At 57.0% G+C, this 19,996-nt stretch carries 11 protein-coding genes; 2 read left to right on the top strand and 9 right to left on the bottom strand.

What is annotated here, in order from left to right:
* Window positions 1-54: 54 nt before the first annotated feature.
* A complete protein-coding gene (gene groL, locus ACTNC3_RS06360; RefSeq protein ID WP_441226854.1) occupies window positions 55-1,674 on the bottom strand; it encodes a chaperonin GroEL in 1,620 nt (539 codons plus the stop codon).
* A 126-nt stretch (window positions 1,675-1,800) separates the two neighbouring features.
* Window positions 1,801-2,091 carry a co-chaperone GroES gene (locus ACTNC3_RS06355; RefSeq protein ID WP_410043204.1) on the bottom strand — a complete coding sequence of 97 codons (291 nt, stop codon included), beginning with the start codon at window positions 2,089-2,091 and terminating at the stop codon, window positions 1,801-1,803.
* 685 nt (window positions 2,092-2,776) lie between these two features.
* Here ACTNC3_RS06355 and ACTNC3_RS06350 point away from each other — a divergent pair.
* Complete coding sequence (locus tag ACTNC3_RS06350) at window positions 2,777-4,225, top strand: MATE family efflux transporter (protein WP_441226853.1); 1,449 nt, start codon at window positions 2,777-2,779, stop codon at window positions 4,223-4,225.
* Window positions 4,226-4,906: 681 nt separating this feature from the next.
* On the opposite strand, the gene ACTNC3_RS06345 is transcribed toward ACTNC3_RS06350, so the two are convergent.
* The 6 genes from ACTNC3_RS06345 to ACTNC3_RS06320 all read right to left on the bottom strand — a co-directional run bounded on the left by ACTNC3_RS06345 (window position 4,907) and on the right by ACTNC3_RS06320 (window position 17,174).
* Window positions 4,907-6,412: a glutamate synthase subunit beta gene (locus tag ACTNC3_RS06345; RefSeq protein WP_441226852.1), complete on the bottom strand. Its 1,506-nt coding sequence runs from the start codon at window positions 6,410-6,412 to the stop codon at window positions 4,907-4,909.
* A gap of 137 nt (window positions 6,413-6,549) precedes the next feature.
* Window positions 6,550-11,079, bottom strand: coding sequence for a glutamate synthase large subunit (gltB, locus tag ACTNC3_RS06340; RefSeq protein ID WP_441226860.1), 4,530 nt, complete (start codon window positions 11,077-11,079; stop codon window positions 6,550-6,552).
* Window positions 11,080-11,497: 418 nt separating this feature from the next.
* On the bottom strand, window positions 11,498-13,603 hold the full coding sequence (locus ACTNC3_RS06335) for a glutamine synthetase III family protein (RefSeq protein ID WP_441226851.1): 2,106 nt from the start codon (window positions 13,601-13,603) through the stop codon (window positions 11,498-11,500).
* Window positions 13,604-14,003: 400 nt separating this feature from the next.
* On the bottom strand, window positions 14,004-14,606 hold the full coding sequence (locus ACTNC3_RS06330) for an ANTAR domain-containing response regulator (protein ID WP_410043200.1): 603 nt from the start codon (window positions 14,604-14,606) through the stop codon (window positions 14,004-14,006).
* Between the two features lie 20 nt (window positions 14,607-14,626).
* Entirely contained in the window at window positions 14,627-15,892 is a 1,266-nt protein-coding gene (locus ACTNC3_RS06325; protein ID WP_441226850.1) for a glutamine synthetase family protein, read from the bottom strand.
* A gap of 79 nt (window positions 15,893-15,971) precedes the next feature.
* Complete coding sequence (locus ACTNC3_RS06320; protein WP_441226849.1) at window positions 15,972-17,174, bottom strand: LL-diaminopimelate aminotransferase; 1,203 nt, start codon at window positions 17,172-17,174, stop codon at window positions 15,972-15,974.
* A gap of 381 nt (window positions 17,175-17,555) precedes the next feature.
* On the opposite strand from ACTNC3_RS06320, the gene asnB reads away from it, so the two are divergent.
* Complete coding sequence (asnB, locus tag ACTNC3_RS06315) at window positions 17,556-19,142, top strand: asparagine synthase B (protein WP_441226848.1); 1,587 nt, start codon at window positions 17,556-17,558, stop codon at window positions 19,140-19,142.
* Window positions 19,143-19,273: 131 nt separating this feature from the next.
* Here asnB and ACTNC3_RS06310 read toward each other — a convergent pair whose 3' ends face one another.
* A complete protein-coding gene (locus ACTNC3_RS06310) occupies window positions 19,274-19,963 on the bottom strand; it encodes a hypothetical protein (RefSeq protein ID WP_441226847.1) in 690 nt (229 codons plus the stop codon).
* Window positions 19,964-19,996: the final 33 nt, after the last annotated feature.

Below are 19,996 nucleotides of genomic sequence, written 5' to 3'. Positions count from 1 at the left end.
TCAAAAATCCGGGCCGCGATGCGACCCGGATTTATTATAACGCTTTTTATTTAATTAGTACATTCCACCCTGTGGCTGTGCTGGCATAGCAGGTGCCGGCTCCTTGATATCTGCGACTACGCTCTCAGTGGTGAGCAGTGTAGAAGCGACGGAAGCCGCGTTCTGAAGAGCGGTTCTGGTTACCTTCGCCGGATCCAGGATACCGGCCTCGAGCATGTCGACATACTCCTCGTGGAGTGCATCGAAGCCATGGCCGACCTCTGTGTTCTGTACGTTGTTGACGATAACAGCGCCCTCGAGACCTGCGTTCGAAGCGATGGTGAACAGCGGAGCCTCCAGTGCCTTGTAAACGATTCTTGCACCGGTCTTCTCATCACCCTCGAGTGACTCAACAACCTTCTTCACAGCCTCCTGTGCGTGAATGTAAGCGGATCCGCCACCTGCGATGACGCCCTCTTCCACTGCGGCACGGGTTGCGTTCAGCGCATCCTCCATACGAAGCTTTGCTTCCTTCATCTCGGTCTCAGTAGCTGCGCCGACCTTGATGACAGCGACACCACCAGCGAGCTTTGCCAGTCTCTCCTGGAGCTTCTCGCGGTCGAAATCAGAAGTTGTGGTCTCGATCTGCTTCTTGATCTCAGCGACACGGCTGTCGATATCCGCCTTCTCGCCCTCACCATCGACGATGGTGGTCTTCTCCTTCGATACCTTTACGCTCTTTGCGCGGCCGAGCTGCTCGATGGTTGCATCCTTGAGCTCGAGGCCGAGGTCTGCGGAGATCACCTGACCGCCGGTCAGGATCGCGATATCCTGAAGCATCTCCTTACGTCTGTCACCATAGCCCGGAGCCTTGACCGCAACGACGTTGAAGGTACCTCTCAGCTTGTTGACGATGAGGGTTGTGAGTGCCTCACCCTCGACATCCTCTGCGATGATGAGGAGCTTTGCGCCCATCTTTACGATCTGCTCGAGGAGCGGAAGGATATCCTGGATGTTGGAGATCTTCTTATCGGTGATCAGGATGTACGGATCATCGAGATTTGCCTCCATCTTATCCATATCGGAGCACATGTAAGCGCTGATGTAGCCTCTGTCGAACTCCATACCTTCGACGACGTCCAGCTCGGTCTGCATGGTCTTGGACTCCTCGACGGTGATGACACCATCCTTGGAAACCTTCTCCATCGCATCGGCAACCATCTGGCCGACCTGCTCGTCACCAGCAGAGATGCCGGCAACCTTTGCGATCTGATCCTTGCCCTTTACCTTGGAAGACTGTGCCTTGATGGACTCCACAGCTGCTGCCACGGCCTTCTGGATACCCTTACGAAGGATGATCGGGTTTGCACCCGCCTCAAGGTTCTTCATACCTTCCTTCACGATCGCCTGTGCAAGCACGGTCGCTGTGGTGGTACCATCACCGGCGACATCATTGGTCTTCGAAGCAACCTCACGAACGAGCTGTGCGCCCATGTTCTCATACGGATCCTTCAGCTCGATGTCCTTCGCGATGGACACACCATCGTTGGTGATCAGCGGAGCACCGTAGCTCTTATCGAGTACTACGTTTCTGCCCTTCGGTCCGAGGGTTACCTTTACTGTATTTGCAACTGCATCCACACCAGCTTCGAGAGCCTTTCTAGCCTCGACACCATACTTAATTTCCTTAGCCATAGCTTTATCCTCCTGATTTACGAAGCATCCTCTGTTCTTCGTCCAATGCTTCCTTCTCTACATCCTCATGTCGGTCTGACGTCCTGCCCACTTCTGCGTGGACCCGACGCGACATCCCGTCGGATGTTACTTCTCGATGACTGCCAAAATATCGTTCTGCTTTACGACTGTATACTTATGTCCGTCAACCTCGACCTCAGATCCCGCATACTTCGAGAAAAGAACGTGATCGCCGACCTTCACCTGCATGGTGATGTCCTTACCATCGACCACTCCACCAGGACCGACCGCTACAACGAGTGCCTGACCCGGCTTCTCCTTATCATTCTGACCTGGAAGAACGATACCGCTTGCAGTGGTCTCCTCCATCTTCTCCTTCTCAAGTACGACTCTGTCAAATAATGGAACCAGCTTCATTTGATTGACCTCCTTAATATCTGCTTTCAGCCCTTCGACTTTTCGCCTCCCGGCGATGCTGTTTATATGAAGCCCGGCACGCATGCGCTGTCGACCGATCACTTCATCCTGCAATCATGCTGTTTTCCCAGCACAAGTGCCTGATCTCCCGATCTTCCAGCCATCGATCATCCGATCGCTCTGCGTCCAGCCTTCTTTTCTAACAACAAAACGTATTATAGAACGGTCTGTTAGCAACGTCAAGAGATGAGTGCTAACAATTTGTAGATTTCACATTTCCTTCACAAACACGCGCGCGGCCCGGAAATTTGTAACAGTTCAGGCAGGGGACCCGGAGGGGCGGCAACGGAGGCACAGTACTCCGAGACCGGTTCAATCTAAGCCGGGGACCCTAAGCGGCACTAGGCCCTCTGCAATCACTGAGTTTTCTTTATGAAAACTCAGCGTTGCAGAGGGTGCTAAGGAAAAAGTACCAAGTGCCGCTAAGGGGACCCGGCTTGATTTCACACGGTCTCTATGTATGGCCTCCGTTGCCGCCCCTCCGGGGACCCACCGCCTGAATTCTAATGAAATTTTCCAGCTTATATCAGCCATAAACGTGTACTAGTTTCCAAATCCTCTGCGATTCGCTACAATAATGAATTAAACGCAGGCATTCATACACTACCTATATCGAGGACTTACCATGGCTCAACATAATCTCGCGAAGGGCGATCTCTTCCATAATATGATCCTGTTTTCACTCCCATACCTTCTCAGCTACTTCCTGCAGACGCTCTACGGGCTCGCGGATCTACTCATCGCGGGCCGCTTCAATGGCGCTGATGTCATCTCGGCGGTTTCGATCGGTTCGCAGGTCATGCACATGGTGACCGTCATGATCGTCGGCCTCGCCATGGGCACCACCGTCATGATCGGGCGTTTCGTCGGTGCAGAGGACGAGGACGGCATCCGACGCGCCATCGGGAACACGATCACCCTCTTCGCGATGATCGCCGTGCTGGCCACCTGTGCCCTGCTCGGACTTACGCAGCCGATCGTCCAGCTGCTGTCGACACCGCCCGAGGCCGTCCCGGGGGCCCTCGCGTACCTCCGCATCTGCTTCGCCGGCATCCCCTTCATCGTCGCGTACAACATCCTGAGCTCGATTTTCCGCGGCATGGGTGACAGCCGCAGTCCGATGCTCTTCATCGCCGTGGCCTGTGCCCTCAACATCCTGCTCGACCTCCTCTTCATGGGGCCAATGCAGCTGGGCGCAGCGGGTGCAGCGCTCGCGACGGTCGTGGCGCAGGCCGCGTCGGTGGCGTTTGCGCTCGTCGGCATCCGGAAGACAACCGCGGGCAGCCGGCAGCATGGTACCGCCGACGTCCGGAATACTTCTGTGGAAGCAGCCATAGAAAACAGGGTGGAAACGCAGATCCATGCATCCGAAGGCGCAGCGACGTCTTCAAACGAACACGCCTGCGCGGATCGCAGCGCCTGGTGGGACCCGGCGATGCTGCACCAGATTCTCAGCATTGGCCTCCCGATCGCCTGCCAGGACGGCTTCATCCAGATTTCGTTTCTGATCATCACCGTGATCGCGAACCGGCGTGGTGTCGACATCTCGGCGGCAGTTGGGATCGTCGAGAAAACTATCAGCTTCCTCTTCCTGGTGCCGTCCAGCATGCTGTCGACCGTGTCGACGATCGCGGCGCAGTCGATCGGTGCCGGCGATCCAGCGAGGGCGCGCCAGACACTCCGGTACGGCGTCGGCCTCGCCAGTGGCATCGGGCTCCTCTTCGCGATCCTGTTCCAGTTCATCTCCGTGCCGTTCTTCACGCTGTTCACGAAGGATCCGGTCGTGCAGGCACTCGCGGTGCAGTATATGTGCACCTACGTGCTCGACTGCGTGGTCGCCGGCATTCACTTCCCATTCTCCGGCTTCTTCAGTGCCTCCGGCCTGTCGATCCTCAGCTTCATCCATAACCTCTGCTCGGTGATCCTCGTCCGCATCCCGGGCGCATGGCTCGCCACGAAGCTGTTCCCGGACACCCTCTACGCGATGGGCCTCGCCGCCCCTGCCGGCTCCCTTCTCAGCGCCCTCATCTGCATCGCCTTCTATCTCGCGCTCCGCAGGAAAGGCCGCGTGTAAACAGTTATTTCTGGAATCGTGATTACGAAATCTGAGCTATAGACACAATTTTTATATTAGCCTTTGCGTATTCAGTCGGCTCGATAAAGATCTTCGCCTGGTTGAACTTTACGGTATTCCGGTTCCGCAGTGTTCCCTCGGCTCCTAAAGATCTTCGCCTGGTTGGACTTTACTCTGCTCTTATCTAATTTTGCGTGATTTCGAAATTACTGGATATGTTTTTTGCTCGAAATAGTCGCGGATGACTGCAAACTATCCAATCATAGTTGCTTTTGAAAATAGTGGATATGTAAATCCTTTTTTCCTAAGAGGACTCCGCCCTCAAGTATCCAGCAATTTGAAAAAGAAGGATTATTGGATATGTGCCAAAGGAAATTCTTTTATACGGTTCAAAATCCATATCTACTATTTCTGAAAATGAAGATGATTAGATAGTACGCTTATATGCGTATATCGAATTTCCCAGAATACTATCTATTAAATGCCGATTTTAAAAATCATGGATAATTTCCGGGCCGCGCGCGATAATTTGCTGGAAATCAAGCCGTATGCTCGCGCGGCAGCAACAAATTTCTAAAACATCAGCCGGAGTGAACCATCACTCCGGCTGAACTGTTACCGATTATTTCAAACGCCAGTACTCGGTCCCCATTATGAACCCGGGCGCTCTGCTCCGGCTGCCTACGCGAGGCAGCTGTAGCCCATCAGGTACGCGTCAACTTCGCTTGCGCAGGCGCGGCCTTCGGCGATAGCCCAGACGACGAGGGACTGTCCGCGATGCATGTCGCCTGCGGTGAAGATCTTCGCGGCATTTGCAGCAGCCGTCGGCTTCACTGTGCTTTCCGTGTGGTAGTGCTCTGCCTCCGTCTTTACGACGTGGCGCTCGGTGAGTGCGACACCGAAGGCGTCGGCGACGTAGCTCTCGCAGCCGGTGAAACCGGCGGCGATGATGAGGAGGTCACACGGAAGCTTCTGCTCCGTGCCCTCGACGAGCACCATCTGACGGTTCTCGAACTTTACCTTTGACGTGATGACGGCCTTGATGCTACCGTCCTTCTTCGTCTCGATGGCCTTAACCGTCGTCTCGTAGACGCGCGGATCATGCCCGAAGACGCGAATGGCCTCCTGCTGGCCATAATCGACCTTCAGGACCTTCGGCCACTCCGGCCACGGATTCGAGGCTGCACGCTCGACCGGTGGCTCCGGCATCATCTCGATCTGGGTCACCGACTTCGCACCCTGGCGGATCGCGGTACCGCAGCAGTCGTTTCCGGTGTCACCGCCACCGACGATGACGACGTGCTTCCCCTTCGCGTTGATGATGCCGAAGGCATGCTCGCCCTGCTCGTGGAGGGCCTTCGTCTGACTCGTCAGGTAGTCGACCGCGTAGTGGATACCGTGCGCCTGCTCGATGGACGGCACGTTCAGTCCGCGCGCCTGCTTCGCGCCACAGGCCAGGACGACCGCGTCGTAGTCCCGGAGGATCGCTGCCGCGGTCAATGTCTCGCGGCCGACATCCACACCGGTACGGAAGACGACGCCTTCCGCTTCCATGAGGGCGCGGCGACGACGGATGACGGACTTGTCGAGCTTCATGTTCGGGATGCCGTACATGAGGAGCCCGCCGATTTCATCCGAGCGCTCAAAGACGGTGACGCTGTGTCCACGGTGGTTCAGCTGATCCGCCACTGCGAGGCCGGCCGGACCGGCACCGACGACGGCGACACGCTTCCCAGAGCGGACCTCCGGGATCCGCGGCTGCATATAGCCCTCCTGGAAGGCCTTCTCGATGATGTAGAGCTCGTTGTCGTGCGTCGTCACCGGCGCGTCATCGAGCCCCTCGACACAGGCCTTCTCGCAGAGCGCCGGGCAGACACGTCCCGTGAACTCCGGGAAGTTGTTCGTCTTCAGCAGACGGCTAAGCGCATGGGCGACGTGGCCGTTGTAGACCTCGTCGTTCCACTCCGGGCAGAGATTGTGGAGCGGACAGCCCGTGAACATGCCCGCCAGCTTCATGCCGGACTGGCAGAACGGGACACCGCAGTTCATGCAGCGCGCGCCCTGCTTCCGACGCTCCTCCTCCGTGAGGGGGATGTGAAATTCTTTAAAATTTTTGATACGCTCCTCTACCGGAACGTCTTTATTCTCTTCTCTCGCATAATCGAGAAATCCTGTAACCTTACCCATGAATACTCCCTCTATCTTTATATTTTACAAACCCGGGACTAGCCCTAAAGTCGGGCTATCGAGGCCCGACTTTAGCCCTTCGGGAGCAGAGCATAGCTCTGCTGGATCTTGTTCCGGAGTTTGCCTGATGCAAACTCCTACACTGCGAATAAAGACTTAAAAGCTTCCAGCTCCGCATTTTCATGGGAGATGCCCTGCTCTTCGAAGTGGCTGACCGCGATCAGTACCTTCTGGTAGTCGTTCGGCACGATTTTCTTGAAGCTCGGGAGGAACATGTCGAAGTTCTGGAGGATCTCTGTGCCGAGCTCCGACTTCGTCTCCTTCACATAATCCGTGAGGATGTCCTTCAGCTCCTTGATGTCATACTTCTCAGTAACCTCCAGCAGGGAAACCATGTCCTTGTTGAGCTTGAGATAGAGCGAGTGATCCATATCGAGGACGTAGGCGATACCACCGGACATACCGGCGGCGAAGTTCTTACCGGTCGGTCCGAGGATGACGGCACGTCCACCGGTCATGTACTCGAGACCATGATCGCCACAGCCCTCGGCAACCGCCGTCGCACCGGAATTACGAACGCAGAAGCGCTCACCGGCGACACCATTCACATAGCACTTGCCGGCCGTCGCACCATAGAGGGCGACGTTGCCGACGATGATATTCTCACTGGCGCGGAACGGACTTCCCTCCGGTGGCGCCACGACGAGCTTACCGCCGCTCAGGCCCTTACCGAAGCCATCATTGGCATCACCATGGAGACGGATCGTGAGGCCCTTCGGGATAAACGCACCGAAGGACTGACCGCCGCCACCGTATGCCTCGACCACGAAGGTATCATCCGGCAGGGTATCGCCCTCCGGCGTCATGCCGTAGTGATCGGTGATCTCGGAGCCGAGGATGGTACCGAAGGTACGGTTCGTGCTCGAAACCTCGACCTTCTCCTCGTGGTGCTGACCGCTCGCGATGGCCGGGGCAAACTTCCGGAGAAGCACCGACTCGTCGAGGGTCTTCTCGAGATGGAAATCATAGACCCGCTTCGGGTCAAAGTGACGCTCCTCCTCCGGAAGGGATGCATAGCGCGGATCCAGGACCTGCGAGAGATCCACCTCTGCCGAGCGCGAGGTGACATGCGCGGCCGAAGCATTGACCGTGAGACAGTCGGTACGACCGATCATCTCGTCCACGGTACGGAAGCCGAGCTCCGCCATGTACTCGCGCATCTCCTGTGCGATGAAGCGCATGAAGTTCATGACGTACTCCGGCTTGCCCGTGAAGCGCTTGCGGAGAACGTCGTTCTGGGTAGCGACACCGAACGGGCAGGTATCCTTGTTGCAGACACGCATCATCATGCAGCCGAGGCAGACGAGCGCGGTTGTCGCGAAGCCATACTCCTCCGCACCGAGCAGTGCGGCGATGACGACGTCGCGACCGGTCATCAGCTTACCATCGGTCTCGAGCTTGACACGGTTACGAAGCCCGTTCTCGATCAGCGCATGGTGCGCCTCCGTGATACCGAGCTCCCACGGGAGACCCGCATGGTGGATCGAGGTCATCGGTGCTGCACCGGTACCTCCATCGTAGCCGGACACGAGGATGACCTGTGCGCCGGCCTTCGCAACACCACTCGCGATGGTGCCGACGCCGTTCTCCGAAACGAGCTTGACGGCGATCGCGGCACGGCGGTTCGCGTTCTTCAGGTCATAGATCAGCTGTGCCAGATCCTCGATGCTGTAGATATCGTGGTGAGGTGGCGGGGAAATGAGAGACACACCCGGGGTCGAGAAACGGGTCTTGGCAATCCACGGATAGACCTTCTTACCCGGCAGGTGGCCGCCCTCACCCGGCTTCGCGCCCTGCGCCATCTTGATCTGGATCTCGACGGCGGAGTTGAGGTAGGCACTGGTTACACCGAAACGGCCGGACGCAACCTGCTTGATAGCAGAATTCCGCTCGGTACCGAAACGGTCCGGATGCTCACCACCCTCACCGGTATTCGACTTGCCGCCGAGACGGTTCATCGCGATGGCCATCGCCTCGTGCGCCTCCTGCGAAATCGAGCCGTAGGACATCGCACCGGTCTTGAAGCGCTTCACGATGGAGGATACCGGCTCGACCTCCTCGATCGGCACCGGCTCGTTCTTCGCGGCGAACTTCATGAGGCCGCGCAGCGTATGCGGACGGCGCTCGTCGTCGATCCGCGCGGTGTACTCCTTAAACAGCTTATAGTCGCCTTCCTCGCTCCGAACCGAACGCTGAAGCGTGATGATGGTCTGCGGGTCGTAGAGGTGATCCTCGGCGCCCCGACCCGAGCGCAGCTGGTGGAAGCCGACGGAATCGAGCGCGGTATCGAGGCTAAGCCCCATCGGATCGAACGCGTGGTCATGCCTGGAGGTGACGCCCTCGGCGATGTCCTTTATGCCAATGCCGCCGACCCTCGACACGGTACCGGTGAAGTACTTCTCCACCAGCTCTTTACTTAAGCCGATGGCCTCGAAGATCTTCGCGGACTGGTAGGACTGGATCGTCGAAATACCCATCTTCGCGGCGATCTTTACGATGCCGTTCAGCACGGCCTTGTTATAGTCCTCGATCGCGGTATGGTAATCCTTATCGAGGATGCCGATGTCGATCATCTCGGCGATGCATTCATGGGCGAGGTACGGGTTGATGGCACGCGCACCGAAGCCGAGGATGGTCGCAAACTGATGGACATCGCGCGGCTCGCCCGACTCGAGGATCAGGGACACGGCGGTCCGCTTCTTCGTCTGGACGAGGTGCTGCTCGACGGAGCTCACCGCCAGCAGGGACGGAATCGGCACATGGTTCTCATCGACCCCACGATCGCTCAGGATGATGATGTTGTAGCCGCGCTGGTATGCACGATCCACAGAGATATTGAGCTGCTCCAGGGCCTTCTCGAGCGAGGTGTTCTTGTAGTAGAGAAGCGAGATCACCTCGGTACGGAAGCCCGGCTGGTCGAGGTCCTTGATCTTCATAAGCTCGACGCCCGTGAGGATCGGGTTCTCCACCTCGAGCACGCGGCAGTTGTCCGCCTGATCCTGCAGCAGATTACCATCGGAGCCGATGTACACGGTCGTATCCGTGACGATCTTCTCGCGGAGGGAGTCGATCGGTGGGTTGGTAACCTGGGCGAAGAGCTGCTTGAAGTAGTTGAACAGGAGCTGATGCTGCTTGCTGAGCACCGCGAGCGGAACATCATGGCCCATCGACGCGGTCTGCTCGATGCCGTTCTGTGCCATCGGGAGGATCACGGACTTCACGTCCTCGTAGCTGTAGCCGAAGACCTTATAGAGACGGTCACGCATCTCCTGCGTGTGCGTCGGGATCTTCCGGTTCGGGATCTTCAGATCCTCGATGTGGAGGAGGTTCCGGTCGAGCCACTCACCGTACGGCTCACGTGCCGCATAGGCCTCCTTGCACTCCTCGTCTGCGATGATGCGCTGTGCCTTCGTGTCGACGAGCAGCATACGGCCCGGCTGAAGACGGGACTTCTGCACGATGTGCTTCGGGTCGATGTCGAGGACGCCGACCTCGGAGGACAGGATCAGTCGGTTGTCGTCGGTGATGTAGTATCTGGACGGACGGAGGCCGTTACGATCGAGGGTCGCGCCGACCACATCACCATCAGAGAAGAGGATCGCCGCCGGACCATCCCACGGCTCCATCATGGTTGCGTAATAATGATAGAAATCCTTCTTGTTCTGGTCCATGAAGCGGTTGTGCTTCCATGGCTCCGGGATGGTCATCATCATCGCGAGCGGCAGGTCGATGCCGTTCATGTAGAGGAACTCGAGGGTATTGTCAAGCATCGCGGAATCCGATCCGCTGCGCTCCACGACCGGGAAGATCTTCTCCACGTCCTTCTCGAGCAGCGGGCTCGACATGGTCTCCTCACGGGCCAGCATTCGGTCAATGTTTCCACGGATGGTATTGATCTCACCGTTATGGGCGATCATGCGGTACGGATGCGCACGATCCCAGCTCGGCGTGGTGTTCGTCGAGAAACGGGAGTGCACGATGGCGATGGCGGTCCGGTAATCCGGATCACGCAGGTCATCATAGAAGGCACGGAGCTGCTTTACCAGGAACATGCCCTTATATACGATGGTTCGGGAGCTCAGAGAACAGATATAGGTATCCTCTGAGGACTGCTCGAACTCACGGCGAAGTACATATAAACGCCGATCAAAATCGATGCCTCTCTCCGCGTCCTCCGGACGCTCGATGAAGCACTGCAGGATATGCGGCATGCAGTCGACCGCCACCTGGCCGAGGATCTCCGGATGCACCGGTACCTCACGCCAGCCGAGGAAACGGAGTCCGTTCTTCTCGGTGATGACCTCGAACATGCGCTTCGCGAAGGTCCGCTTCAGCTGATCCTCCGGGAAGAAAAACATGCCGACACCGTAGTCGCGCTCGTCACGCAGCTGGATGCCCTGCGCGAGTGCCGTCTTCTTAAAGAAGCTGTGGCTGATCTGCAGGAGGATGCCGACGCCGTCGCCGACCTTACCGCTCGCGTCCTTACCGGCGCGGTGCTCGAGCTTTTCCACGATGTGCAGTGCATCGTCCAGGACGCGCGTATCCTGGTGGCCGTCGATGTTCACGACGCTGCCGATACCGCAGGCATCCTGGGTGAGCTCATTCATGTCCTCGAGGGACTGGGGACGCCAGAGTGTGTTGTGTCCCCTGTACTGCTCTGGCACAGTAAAGGTGTTCTGATTTTGATAAGTATTCATATATACTCCACTAATTTTTGGTACGAAGAAATCGGGCAGGGAGGGGATTCATGGTACGAAGAAATCGGTCATGGAGGTCGCGCCCACTCAGTTTAAAGTACGGAACCCAGTGCTGTGTTCGTGACGCCCTGGTCAGAACAAGTTCTGACCGTTCGTCGCGTACACAGCGCAGGAACCCGTTCTTTGAATTCGCAAGCTTGCGACCTCCATGCGCCGATTTCTTCTACCGATAGATTTCTTTAGAAAAATTTAATGGGGTCAGACCCCCTTAAGTTTTTCTGACGCGGTCGTAAGAATTTCGTAATGGGGTCAGACCCCATTAACTTGATTAACGAAGTGAGAACAGGAGCTTCGAGTAAGTCGGGTACGGGAGGTAGGTCTCCGGGATCATCTCTTCGGCTGCGTCGACCGGGGCACGGAGGGCATCCATGTCGGCGAGGATGGTGTCGTGGTACGCGGTTGCGAGGGCGAGGCTGTCGGTGATCTTCTGGGTCTCGGCGAGGTCCTTCTCGAGCTTCTCGACGGCGAGGCCGATCGCTTCGGATGCGGTGTCAAGCTTCGTGAGGATACTGGTCTCGAGTGTGCACTTCGCGCCGGCGAGTACCTGCTTCTTCTGGATCGCGGTGTCGGTGAGGGCGGTCTCGTATGCCATCAGGCCGTCGGTGAAGTCCTTCTTGACCATCTCGAGCATGGTGAGTGCCTCGATGCGGATGGTCTTCGAGTAGTTCTCGAGGTAGATCTCATAGCGGGAGTCAATCTCGATCTCGGTGAAGACGTGGTGCTTTTCGAAGAGCTCCTTGTTCTTCTTTGCCTTGATCTGCGGCATCGCCTCCGGGAGGGACTTGAGGTTGTAGAGGCCTCTCTTCTCTGCCTCCGCTACCCACTCATCGGTGTAGCCGTTGCCGTTGAAGATGATGCGTCTGTGCTTCTTGAGGAGCTCCTTGACGAGCTTCATCGCCTCTGTCTCGAGGTCCTTCGGATCGACATGCTCGAGCTTCGCGCAGATCTGGTCGAGTGCCTCCGCGACGGCGGTGTTCAGTACGATGTTCGGGTCTGCAACGGAAAGTGAGGAGCCCGGCATACGGAACTCGAACTTGTTGCCGGTGAAGGCGAACGGTGAGGTACGGTTACGGTCGGTGTTGTCCTGTACGAAGTGTGGAAGTACGTGTGCACCGGTCTCGAGCTGCTTCGAATCCGAGGCGGTGAAATCCTCGCCGTTCTCGATGGACTCGAGGACCTTCTCGAGCTCGTCGCCGACGTAGATGGAAACGATGGCTGGAGGTGCTTCATTTGCGCCCAGGCGGTGATCATTGCCCGCGGTTGCGACGGATACACGCATCAGATCTGCATACTCATCCACTGCACTGACGATACCCATGAGGAAGAGCAGAAACTGAACGTTCTTCCCCGGCGTCTTGCCCGGATCGAGCAGGTTCTCACCCTCGGAGGTGATCATGGACCAGTTGTTATGCTTACCGGAGCCGTTGATGCCCTCGAAAGGCTTCTCGTGCAGGAGGCATGCATAATTATGCTTGTCGGCGACCTTCTTCATCATCTCCATCGTGAGCTGGTTGTGGTCGACGGCAATGTTGGCGGTCTCAAAGACAGGTGCCAGCTCGTGCTGTGACGGCGCCACTTCGTTGTGCTTGGTCTTCGCCGGAACGCCGAGCTTCCAGAGCTCCTGGTCGAGGTCGTGCATGAACTCGGATACCTTTGGCTTCAATACGCCGAAGTAGTGATCCTCCATCTCCTGTCCCTTCGGTGCCGGAGCACCGATCAGGGTACGGCCGGTGAGCATGAGGTCCTCACGCTCGTTGTAGAGGTCCTTATCGATCAGGAAGTACTCCTGCTCGGAGCCGACGGTGGTATCGACGCGGGTGACCTTCTCCTTGCCGAGGATGTGGAGCAGCTTCGTCGCAGAGTCACTCAGGGTCTCCATGGAGCGAAGCAGCGGGGTCTTCTTATCGAGGGACTCGCCGGAGTACGAGCAGAATGCGGTCGGGATGTAGAGGGTGCCGTCCTTGATGAAGGCTGGGGAGCTCGGGTCCCATGCGGTATAGCCGCGGGCCTCGAAGGTGGCGCGGAGGCCGCCGCTCGGGAAGGAGGAGGCATCCGGCTCGCCCTTGACGAGCTCCTTGCCAGAGAACTCCATGATCACGCCGCCGTTCTCGGTCGGAGAGATGAAGCTGTCATGCTTCTCTGCGGTCAGGCCGGTCATCGGCTGGAACCAGTGTGTGAAGTGGGTCGCGCCGAGCTCAAGCGCCCACTCCTTCATCGTCGCTGCGACGGTATTCGCCACGTCCAGCTCCAGATGGGATCCGTTCTGGATGGTCTTGTGCACTGCCTTGTAGATGTCCTTCGGCAGTCGCTCGCGCATCACCTTGTCGTTAAATACAAGGCTTCCGTAAAGCTCAGGAACCGATGTAGTACTCATAATTTTCTCCTCCTAAAAAAGATATATGGTGGTTGGTGATCCCCACCACATTTCGATGTCCATCTGTCGGCGATCGATACGATCATGACCGATTTACATGGAAATGCGGTAGGTATAAAAAAAGAGGACAATGGGGCACAGGAAATACGATTCCCGGACCCCATTGTCCTCTTCGTTTACAGATTTGATTTAAGTTACAAGGAGACAATGCCATGCAATACGCCTTCGGCGTGGGCATTGTCGTTTGATTTTGCCACCTTCGTGGCAAAACGGGCAAAGCAGCTTTGCTTTAGCAAAGCTCTGAATACGCTCGCCGCTAAGGCCTCCTAAGGAAACCTTAGGAGCTATGTCTCGCCGCCCGGGGGCGTACATGCGCCGCTCCGTGCTTCGCACGGCCCTCTCATGTACCTACAATAATTCTTCCGCTCCCGCGGATGATCTTCAGGGCGACCTCTCGGCGGGTGACGCTGCCGTTCATGGCCTGGCGCTCGAGGTACTTGTGTGCCTCTCCCTCCGTCATGCCCTGCTTCTCGATGAGAAGGGCCTTCGCCCGGCTGACGTACCGCTCATCCTCGAGCTTCCGCTGCAGCTTCGCATTTTCCTCGAGCAGGCGCTGAACCTTACGGCTCATCGCGCCGAGCATCTGGATCGCTGAGACGAAGGTGCCGGTGCTGATCGGTCTCGCCAGGACCGTGATGCCGGTGTCGCCGGCACGGTAAAGCACCTGCTGATAGGCTTCCTTCGACACGATGAGAAGGATGCTCATCGCCGGATATTTGACACTCAGATCGAGGATCGACTGAACGCCGGAATCATCCGACAGCGGTGTGTAGATGATCAGGAGATCCGCCCGTTCTTCGGTGAGCGTCTGCTTCACCCGCGCCATGGACGGCTGGAAAGTCACGCGACCGAAGCCAGCGGGCAGTATGCCCTTGATCTGGACGGCGATCTTTTCAGATTGAGCCGCGATCAGTACGCTGCTCCTTTGCTCCGTTCTTTCCATGTGACTCTCCCTAAGTGTTTCTAAAGAATAGTGTATGCCTCGAAGTACTCCTCTGGTACGATCGACCGGATGAACTCGGAGCTCTGTGCGTAAGCGGCAGCCTCGTCGAGTGACTGCGGCAGGCGCTTCAGCTGATCCGTGATGGATGCGTCCGCCTTGAACAGGTTCACATCCAGCGGTGCCATCGGCTCGAGTCCGCGTTCGATGCCATCGAGGCCGGCGTAGATCAGCAGGGCGAAGGCGAGGTACGGATTCGCCATCGGATCCGGTGAACGGAGCTCGAAGCGCTTGAGATCCGAGCGGCTCGCCGGGATACGGATGAGCTGTGAGCGGTTCTGCTCGGACCAGCTCACGAACTTCGGTGCCTTCATATCACCGAGACGCTCGTAGCTTTCCCGGGTCGGATTCAGGAAGAGCGTCATCTCGCGGATATGCTCGAGGATGCCCGCCATGAAGGCGGCGCTGTGATCGTGCCCATCGCGGGACTCTACCGACATGTTGATGTGCATGCCGTTGCCCGGCTTGTCGGCGAGTGGCTTCGGCGAGAAATCAGCCCAAACGCCATCCGATGTCGCGATGGACTTCACCACCCACTTGAAGGTGGAAGCATTGTCCGCCGCTGTCAGCGGATCGGCATAGCGGAAGTCGATCTCGTTCTGCCCCGGGCCCATCTCGTGATGACTCGCCTCCGGACGGATGCCCATGTCCACGAGGGCGAAGCTGATGTCGCGGCGGATGTTCTCACCGTGGTCCTCCGGCGCGATGTCCATGTAGGACGCCTGGTCCTGCGGAATCATCGTGCGGTTGCCGTCATCGTCGAGCTTGAAGATGTAGAACTCGACCTCGGTGCCGAAGTTCACGTGAATGCCACGGTCGGCCGCCTTCTCGACCGCCTGCTTCAGGATCCAGCGGCTGTCCTTCTCGAAGGTCTTCCCATCCGGGTACTCGATGTCACAGAACATCCGCGCCACTCGGCCATCGACCGGACGCCACGGCACGATCGACATGGTCGTCGGATCCGGACGAAGGAAGATGTCGGAACGGACATCGGCCCCGAAGCCGCACACCGAGCTCGCGTCGATGCTGATCCCCTCGCTGAACGCACGCTTCAGCTCATCCGGCATGATCGCGATGTTTTTCTGGACGCCGAACACGTCGAAAAAAGCGAGTCTTATAAACTTGACATTCTCCTCTTCCACAAACTCGAGGATGTCTTCATACGAATTCATATCCTTCACCTCAACATCATCATAGGTTTTAAATATTGTATTACTTAAATCGATCATATGTAAACTCGCTTTTCCATCAGAATACAGTACTTTTTTCAGTGTCCTCTACTTAATGGGGTCTGACCCCATTAAATTTTTATAAACTCATCGACTGGACGAGCTTCTCGAAGCGGGCCATTGCCTCGCGGGTGTTCTCGTGGGTGGAGAAGGCGGTGAGGCGGAAAAACTTCTCGCCGCTCTTTCCGAAGCCGGCGCCCGGGGTGCCGACCACGTAGGCTTCGTTCAGAAGCTTATCGAAGAAGCTCCAGCTGTCCATGTCACTAGGGCACTTGAGCCAGATGTACGGTGAATTCTTGCCACCGGTGTAGTAGATATGGAGACGATCCATCGTTTCGGTGATGATGGCGGCATTGTCCCTGTAGTACTGCAGGTTCTCCTCGATCTCCCGCTCGCCAGACTCGGTGAAGACGGCCTCTGCACCGCGCTGGGTGATGTAGCTCACGCCGTTGAACTTCGTGGTCTGGCGGCGAAGCCACATCTTGTTGAGGCTCGCGCCGTCACGCTTCAGGGTGTCCGGCACGATGGTGTAGCCGCAACGGGTGCCGGTGAAGCCAGCCTTCTTCGAGAAGCTGCAGAACTCGATCGCGACGTCACGTGCGCCCGGAATCTCGTAGATGCTGTGCGGCAGATCGCCGGTCACGAAGCACTCATAGGCGGCATCGAAGAGGAGGATCGCGTTGTTCTCCTGTGCGAAGCGCACCCACTTCGTGAGGCCCTCGCGGTCATAGACGGCACCGGTCGGGTTGTTCGGGCTGCAGAGGTAAATGATGTCGGCCCGGTACTCTGGTGCCGGAAGCGGCAGAAAGCCGTTCTCTTCAGAAGACATCGCGTAAATGATCTTTCGCCCGGACATCATGTTGGTGTCGACATAGACCGGATAGACCGGATCAGTGACGAGCACCGTGTTGTTCTCATCGAAGAGATCCAGGATGTTGCCGAGATCGGACTTCGCACCGTCCGAGATGAAGATCTCGTCGAGGGCGAGCTCTACGCCGAACTTCTTATAATAAGACTGAATCGCTGTCTTCAGGAAATCGTAGCCCTGCTCCGGACCGTAGCCACGGAAGGTCTCGGCCACGCCCATCTCCTGCGCTGCCTTCACCATCGCATCGACGACGGTCTTCGGCAGCGGACGGGTGACATCACCGATCCCCATACGGATCAGCTGACTGCTGAGCTCCGGATGCGCGGACTGCCACTCACGGATACGACGCGCGATCTCCGCAAAAAGATAGCTTTCATTTAATTTCAGATAGTTTTGATTGACGCTTGCAGACATTTTTATACTCCCCAGCATGAAATGTTGAATGTTCGATATGTATTTTTCAAATGAAAAAAAGGGCATGGACTCTCTGGTGAAACCAGGACGCCTTTGCCCTTTTGATGACATTATAATTTCGGAAACGCGAATGTCAAGAAATCTTTGATTGCAAATGATTATGGCTGGTATTCACTGTTCCGTTCAGGCCGCCCCGCCTGCCCCTGCCTGATCCGAAGTGTAATGCAATCCGCGAATACCTCCTATTCCAAATCGACGCTTGACAATCTTTTCGCACCGCTTCATAATGTGGAGCATCAATGGACGGCAAAGGTGTCGCGTGTATCGCTACATCTCTGCCGTCTTTTTTTGTTTAAGATTTTACTTAGGGAGAGTAACCATATGTGCAGTATTATCGGATTCTGTGACAAGCGCGCACAGTATGAGGTTGTGAAAGCCGCGCTTCTGAAGACCACATCGAGAGGACCAGACGATACCCGTATCGTCGACACCGGTAACGGCTACCTCGGCTTCAATCGTCTCGCCATCATGGGCCTGACCGACGCCGGCATGCAGCCGTTCGAGCTGGATGGCTCCTACGTGGTCTGCAACGGCGAGATCTACGGCTTCCGCCCGCTGCGTGAGAAGCTCGCGAAGGAGGGCTATACCTTCCAGTCCGATTCTGACTGCGAGATCCTGCTTCCGCTCTGGCGTGAGCTCGGCACCGAGATGTTTCGTATGCTCGACGCGGAGTTCGCGCTCATCATCTACGATGCTGAGGCCAATGACTACATCGCGGCGCGGGATCCGATCGGTATTCGTCCCCTCTACTATGGCACCACCGACGACGGCACGCTGGCATTCGCCTCCGAGCCGAAGAACCTCGTGGGTCTCTGCCATGAAATCAAGCCATTTCCACCAGGACACTACTATAAGGATGGCCAGTTCGTCTGCTATCACGATCTGTCCGTGGTGCACAAATACAACACGCACGACGATCTCGAGGAGATCGCCCACAACATCCACGATCTTCTCGTCGAGGGTGTGAAGAAGCGTCTCGACGCGGATGCACCGGTCGGCTTCCTGCTTTCCGGTGGTCTCGACTCCTCCCTCGTCTGTGCGATCTCTCAGAAGCTTCTGAAGAAGCCGATCGAGACCTACGCCATCGGTATGGATGTCGATGCGATCGACCTCAAGTATGCACGTGAGGTCGCGGACTACATCGGCGCAAACCATCACGAGGTCATCATGTCCCGTGAGGATGTTCTGGCCGCCCTTCGGGAAGTCATCGCCACCCTCGGAACCTACGATATCACCACCATCCGTGCGTCCATCGGCATGTATCTCTGCTGCAAGGCGATTCACGAGCAGTCTGATGTCCGTGTACTCCTGACCGGTGAGATCTCCGACGAGCTTTTCGGCTACAAGTACACCGATTTCGCACCGAGCGCCGAGGAATTTCAGAAGGAAGCCGAGAAGCGTATCCGCGAGCTGCACATGTACGATGTGCTTCGTGCCGACCGCTGCATCAGCGTAAACTCTCTCGAGGCACGCGTACCGTTCGGAGACATTGACTTCGTCGACTACGTGATGCACATCGATCCGGAGAAGAAGCTGAACCACTACCATAAGGGCAAGTATCTCCTTCGCCACGCGTTCGAGGCCGATCATCTCCTGCCGGAGGACATCCTCATGCGTGAGAAGGCCGCCTTCTCCGACGCCGTCGGTCACTCCATGAAGGATGACCTCGCGGAGTTCGCCGAGAAGCAGTATACCGACGCGGAATTCGAGGAGAAGCGTCAGAAATACACGCACGCGAGGCCGTTCACGAAGGAGTCTCTCCTCTACCGCGAAATCTTCGAAGAGTACTATCCGGGACAGTCCCAGATGGTCACCGATTTCTGGATGCCGAACAAGACCTGGCCTGGATGCGCCGTCAACGACCCATCCGCCCGCGTCCTCTCAAACTACGGCGACTCCGGAAAATAATCCGATGGTTAACGGCATAGCCGTATTAACCTATACTCCCTAAAGCAAACGACCTGTCCCTCGCGGGGCAGGTCGTTTGCTGTCTGGTGATCTGACAAAGCCCCGGAGGGCCCTGTCTTTTCCGTTTTCTATTACTCTTCTGTGATGGTTGCAGTGGCTTCTGCTTCCTCCGCTTCCTGCTTCACTTCGGTTGCGGCATCTACAGCGGCCTTTGTAGCCGCGTCCTTTGCAGGCTCCTCTGCCTTCGGCTCGGCGTCCTTCCCGGTCGCTTCTGTCTTCGCGTCTGCGTCATCCGCATCCGTCGTGAAGAACTCTACCTCGACGTCGCCGTCATCCTCTGGCTCGATGTCGATATCCTCCGCCTTTTCCGCAGACTCCGCCTTCACCTCTTCGGCATCTGACTTTGCGTCCTCGTCATCTACATATGGATACGAGATGTGCTCGACGTTCTCATCGACGACATCATCATCCTCGTCGCAGCTTCTGAGCTTCTCATCGAGGGCTTCCTTTACGGTCTTGTATGCGTCCTTGCTTGCGTCGACCGCAAGGTTCTTCGCATCGACGGCGAGGTTCTTTGCGGCTACACCGATGTCCTTCGCTGCGGTCTTGAAATCTTCCTTCGTCTGGCTGTTCTTCAGGGTCGTGTAGGATCTCTTCGCGGAGTCCTTCACCTCTGAAGCGGACTCGAGCACATCCGTGAAGTCCTGATCGACCTCCTCGGAAAACTTCTCATACTTGTAGAGATAGGATACAGCGGCGGCAACACCGCCGACCAGTGCAGCGAATCCGACGAGACCACCTAAACCTTTTTTCTTGCCCATAACGATATCCTCCATCCGGGCCGCTTTCAGCCC

This window comes from Oribacterium sp. HCP3S3_B9, from assembly GCF_052064255.1.
GTDB lineage: Bacteria > Bacillota > Clostridia > Lachnospirales > Lachnospiraceae > Oribacterium.
Note: the sequence above shows the minus strand (reverse complement) of the source record. Positions and strands in the feature narration are given on the sequence as shown.

Bases quoted from the DNA above. Each gene is read 5' to 3' on its own strand.
- asnB (WP_441226848.1), top strand. From the start codon at position 17,556: ATGTGCAGTATTATCGGATTCTGTGACAAGCGCGCACAGTATGAGGTT.
- ACTNC3_RS06325 (WP_441226850.1), bottom strand. From the start codon at position 15,892: ATGATCGATTTAAGTAATACAATATTTAAAACCTATGATGATGTTGAG.
- gltB (WP_441226860.1), bottom strand. From the start codon at position 11,079: ATGAATGAGCTCACCCAGGATGCCTGCGGTATCGGCAGCGTCGTGAAC.
- ACTNC3_RS06320 (WP_441226849.1), bottom strand. From the start codon at position 17,174: ATGTCTGCAAGCGTCAATCAAAACTATCTGAAATTAAATGAAAGCTAT.
- ACTNC3_RS06330 (WP_410043200.1), bottom strand. From the start codon at position 14,606: ATGGAAAGAACGGAGCAAAGGAGCAGCGTACTGATCGCGGCTCAATCT.
- groL (WP_441226854.1), bottom strand. From the start codon at position 1,674: ATGGCTAAGGAAATTAAGTATGGTGTCGAGGCTAGAAAGGCTCTCGAA.
- ACTNC3_RS06350 (WP_441226853.1), top strand. From the start codon at position 2,777: ATGGCTCAACATAATCTCGCGAAGGGCGATCTCTTCCATAATATGATC.
- ACTNC3_RS06355 (WP_410043204.1), bottom strand. From the start codon at position 2,091: ATGAAGCTGGTTCCATTATTTGACAGAGTCGTACTTGAGAAGGAGAAG.
- ACTNC3_RS06335 (WP_441226851.1), bottom strand. From the start codon at position 13,603: ATGAGTACTACATCGGTTCCTGAGCTTTACGGAAGCCTTGTATTTAAC.
- ACTNC3_RS06310 (WP_441226847.1), bottom strand. From the start codon at position 19,963: ATGGGCAAGAAAAAAGGTTTAGGTGGTCTCGTCGGATTCGCTGCACTG.
- ACTNC3_RS06345 (WP_441226852.1), bottom strand. From the start codon at position 6,412: ATGGGTAAGGTTACAGGATTTCTCGATTATGCGAGAGAAGAGAATAAA.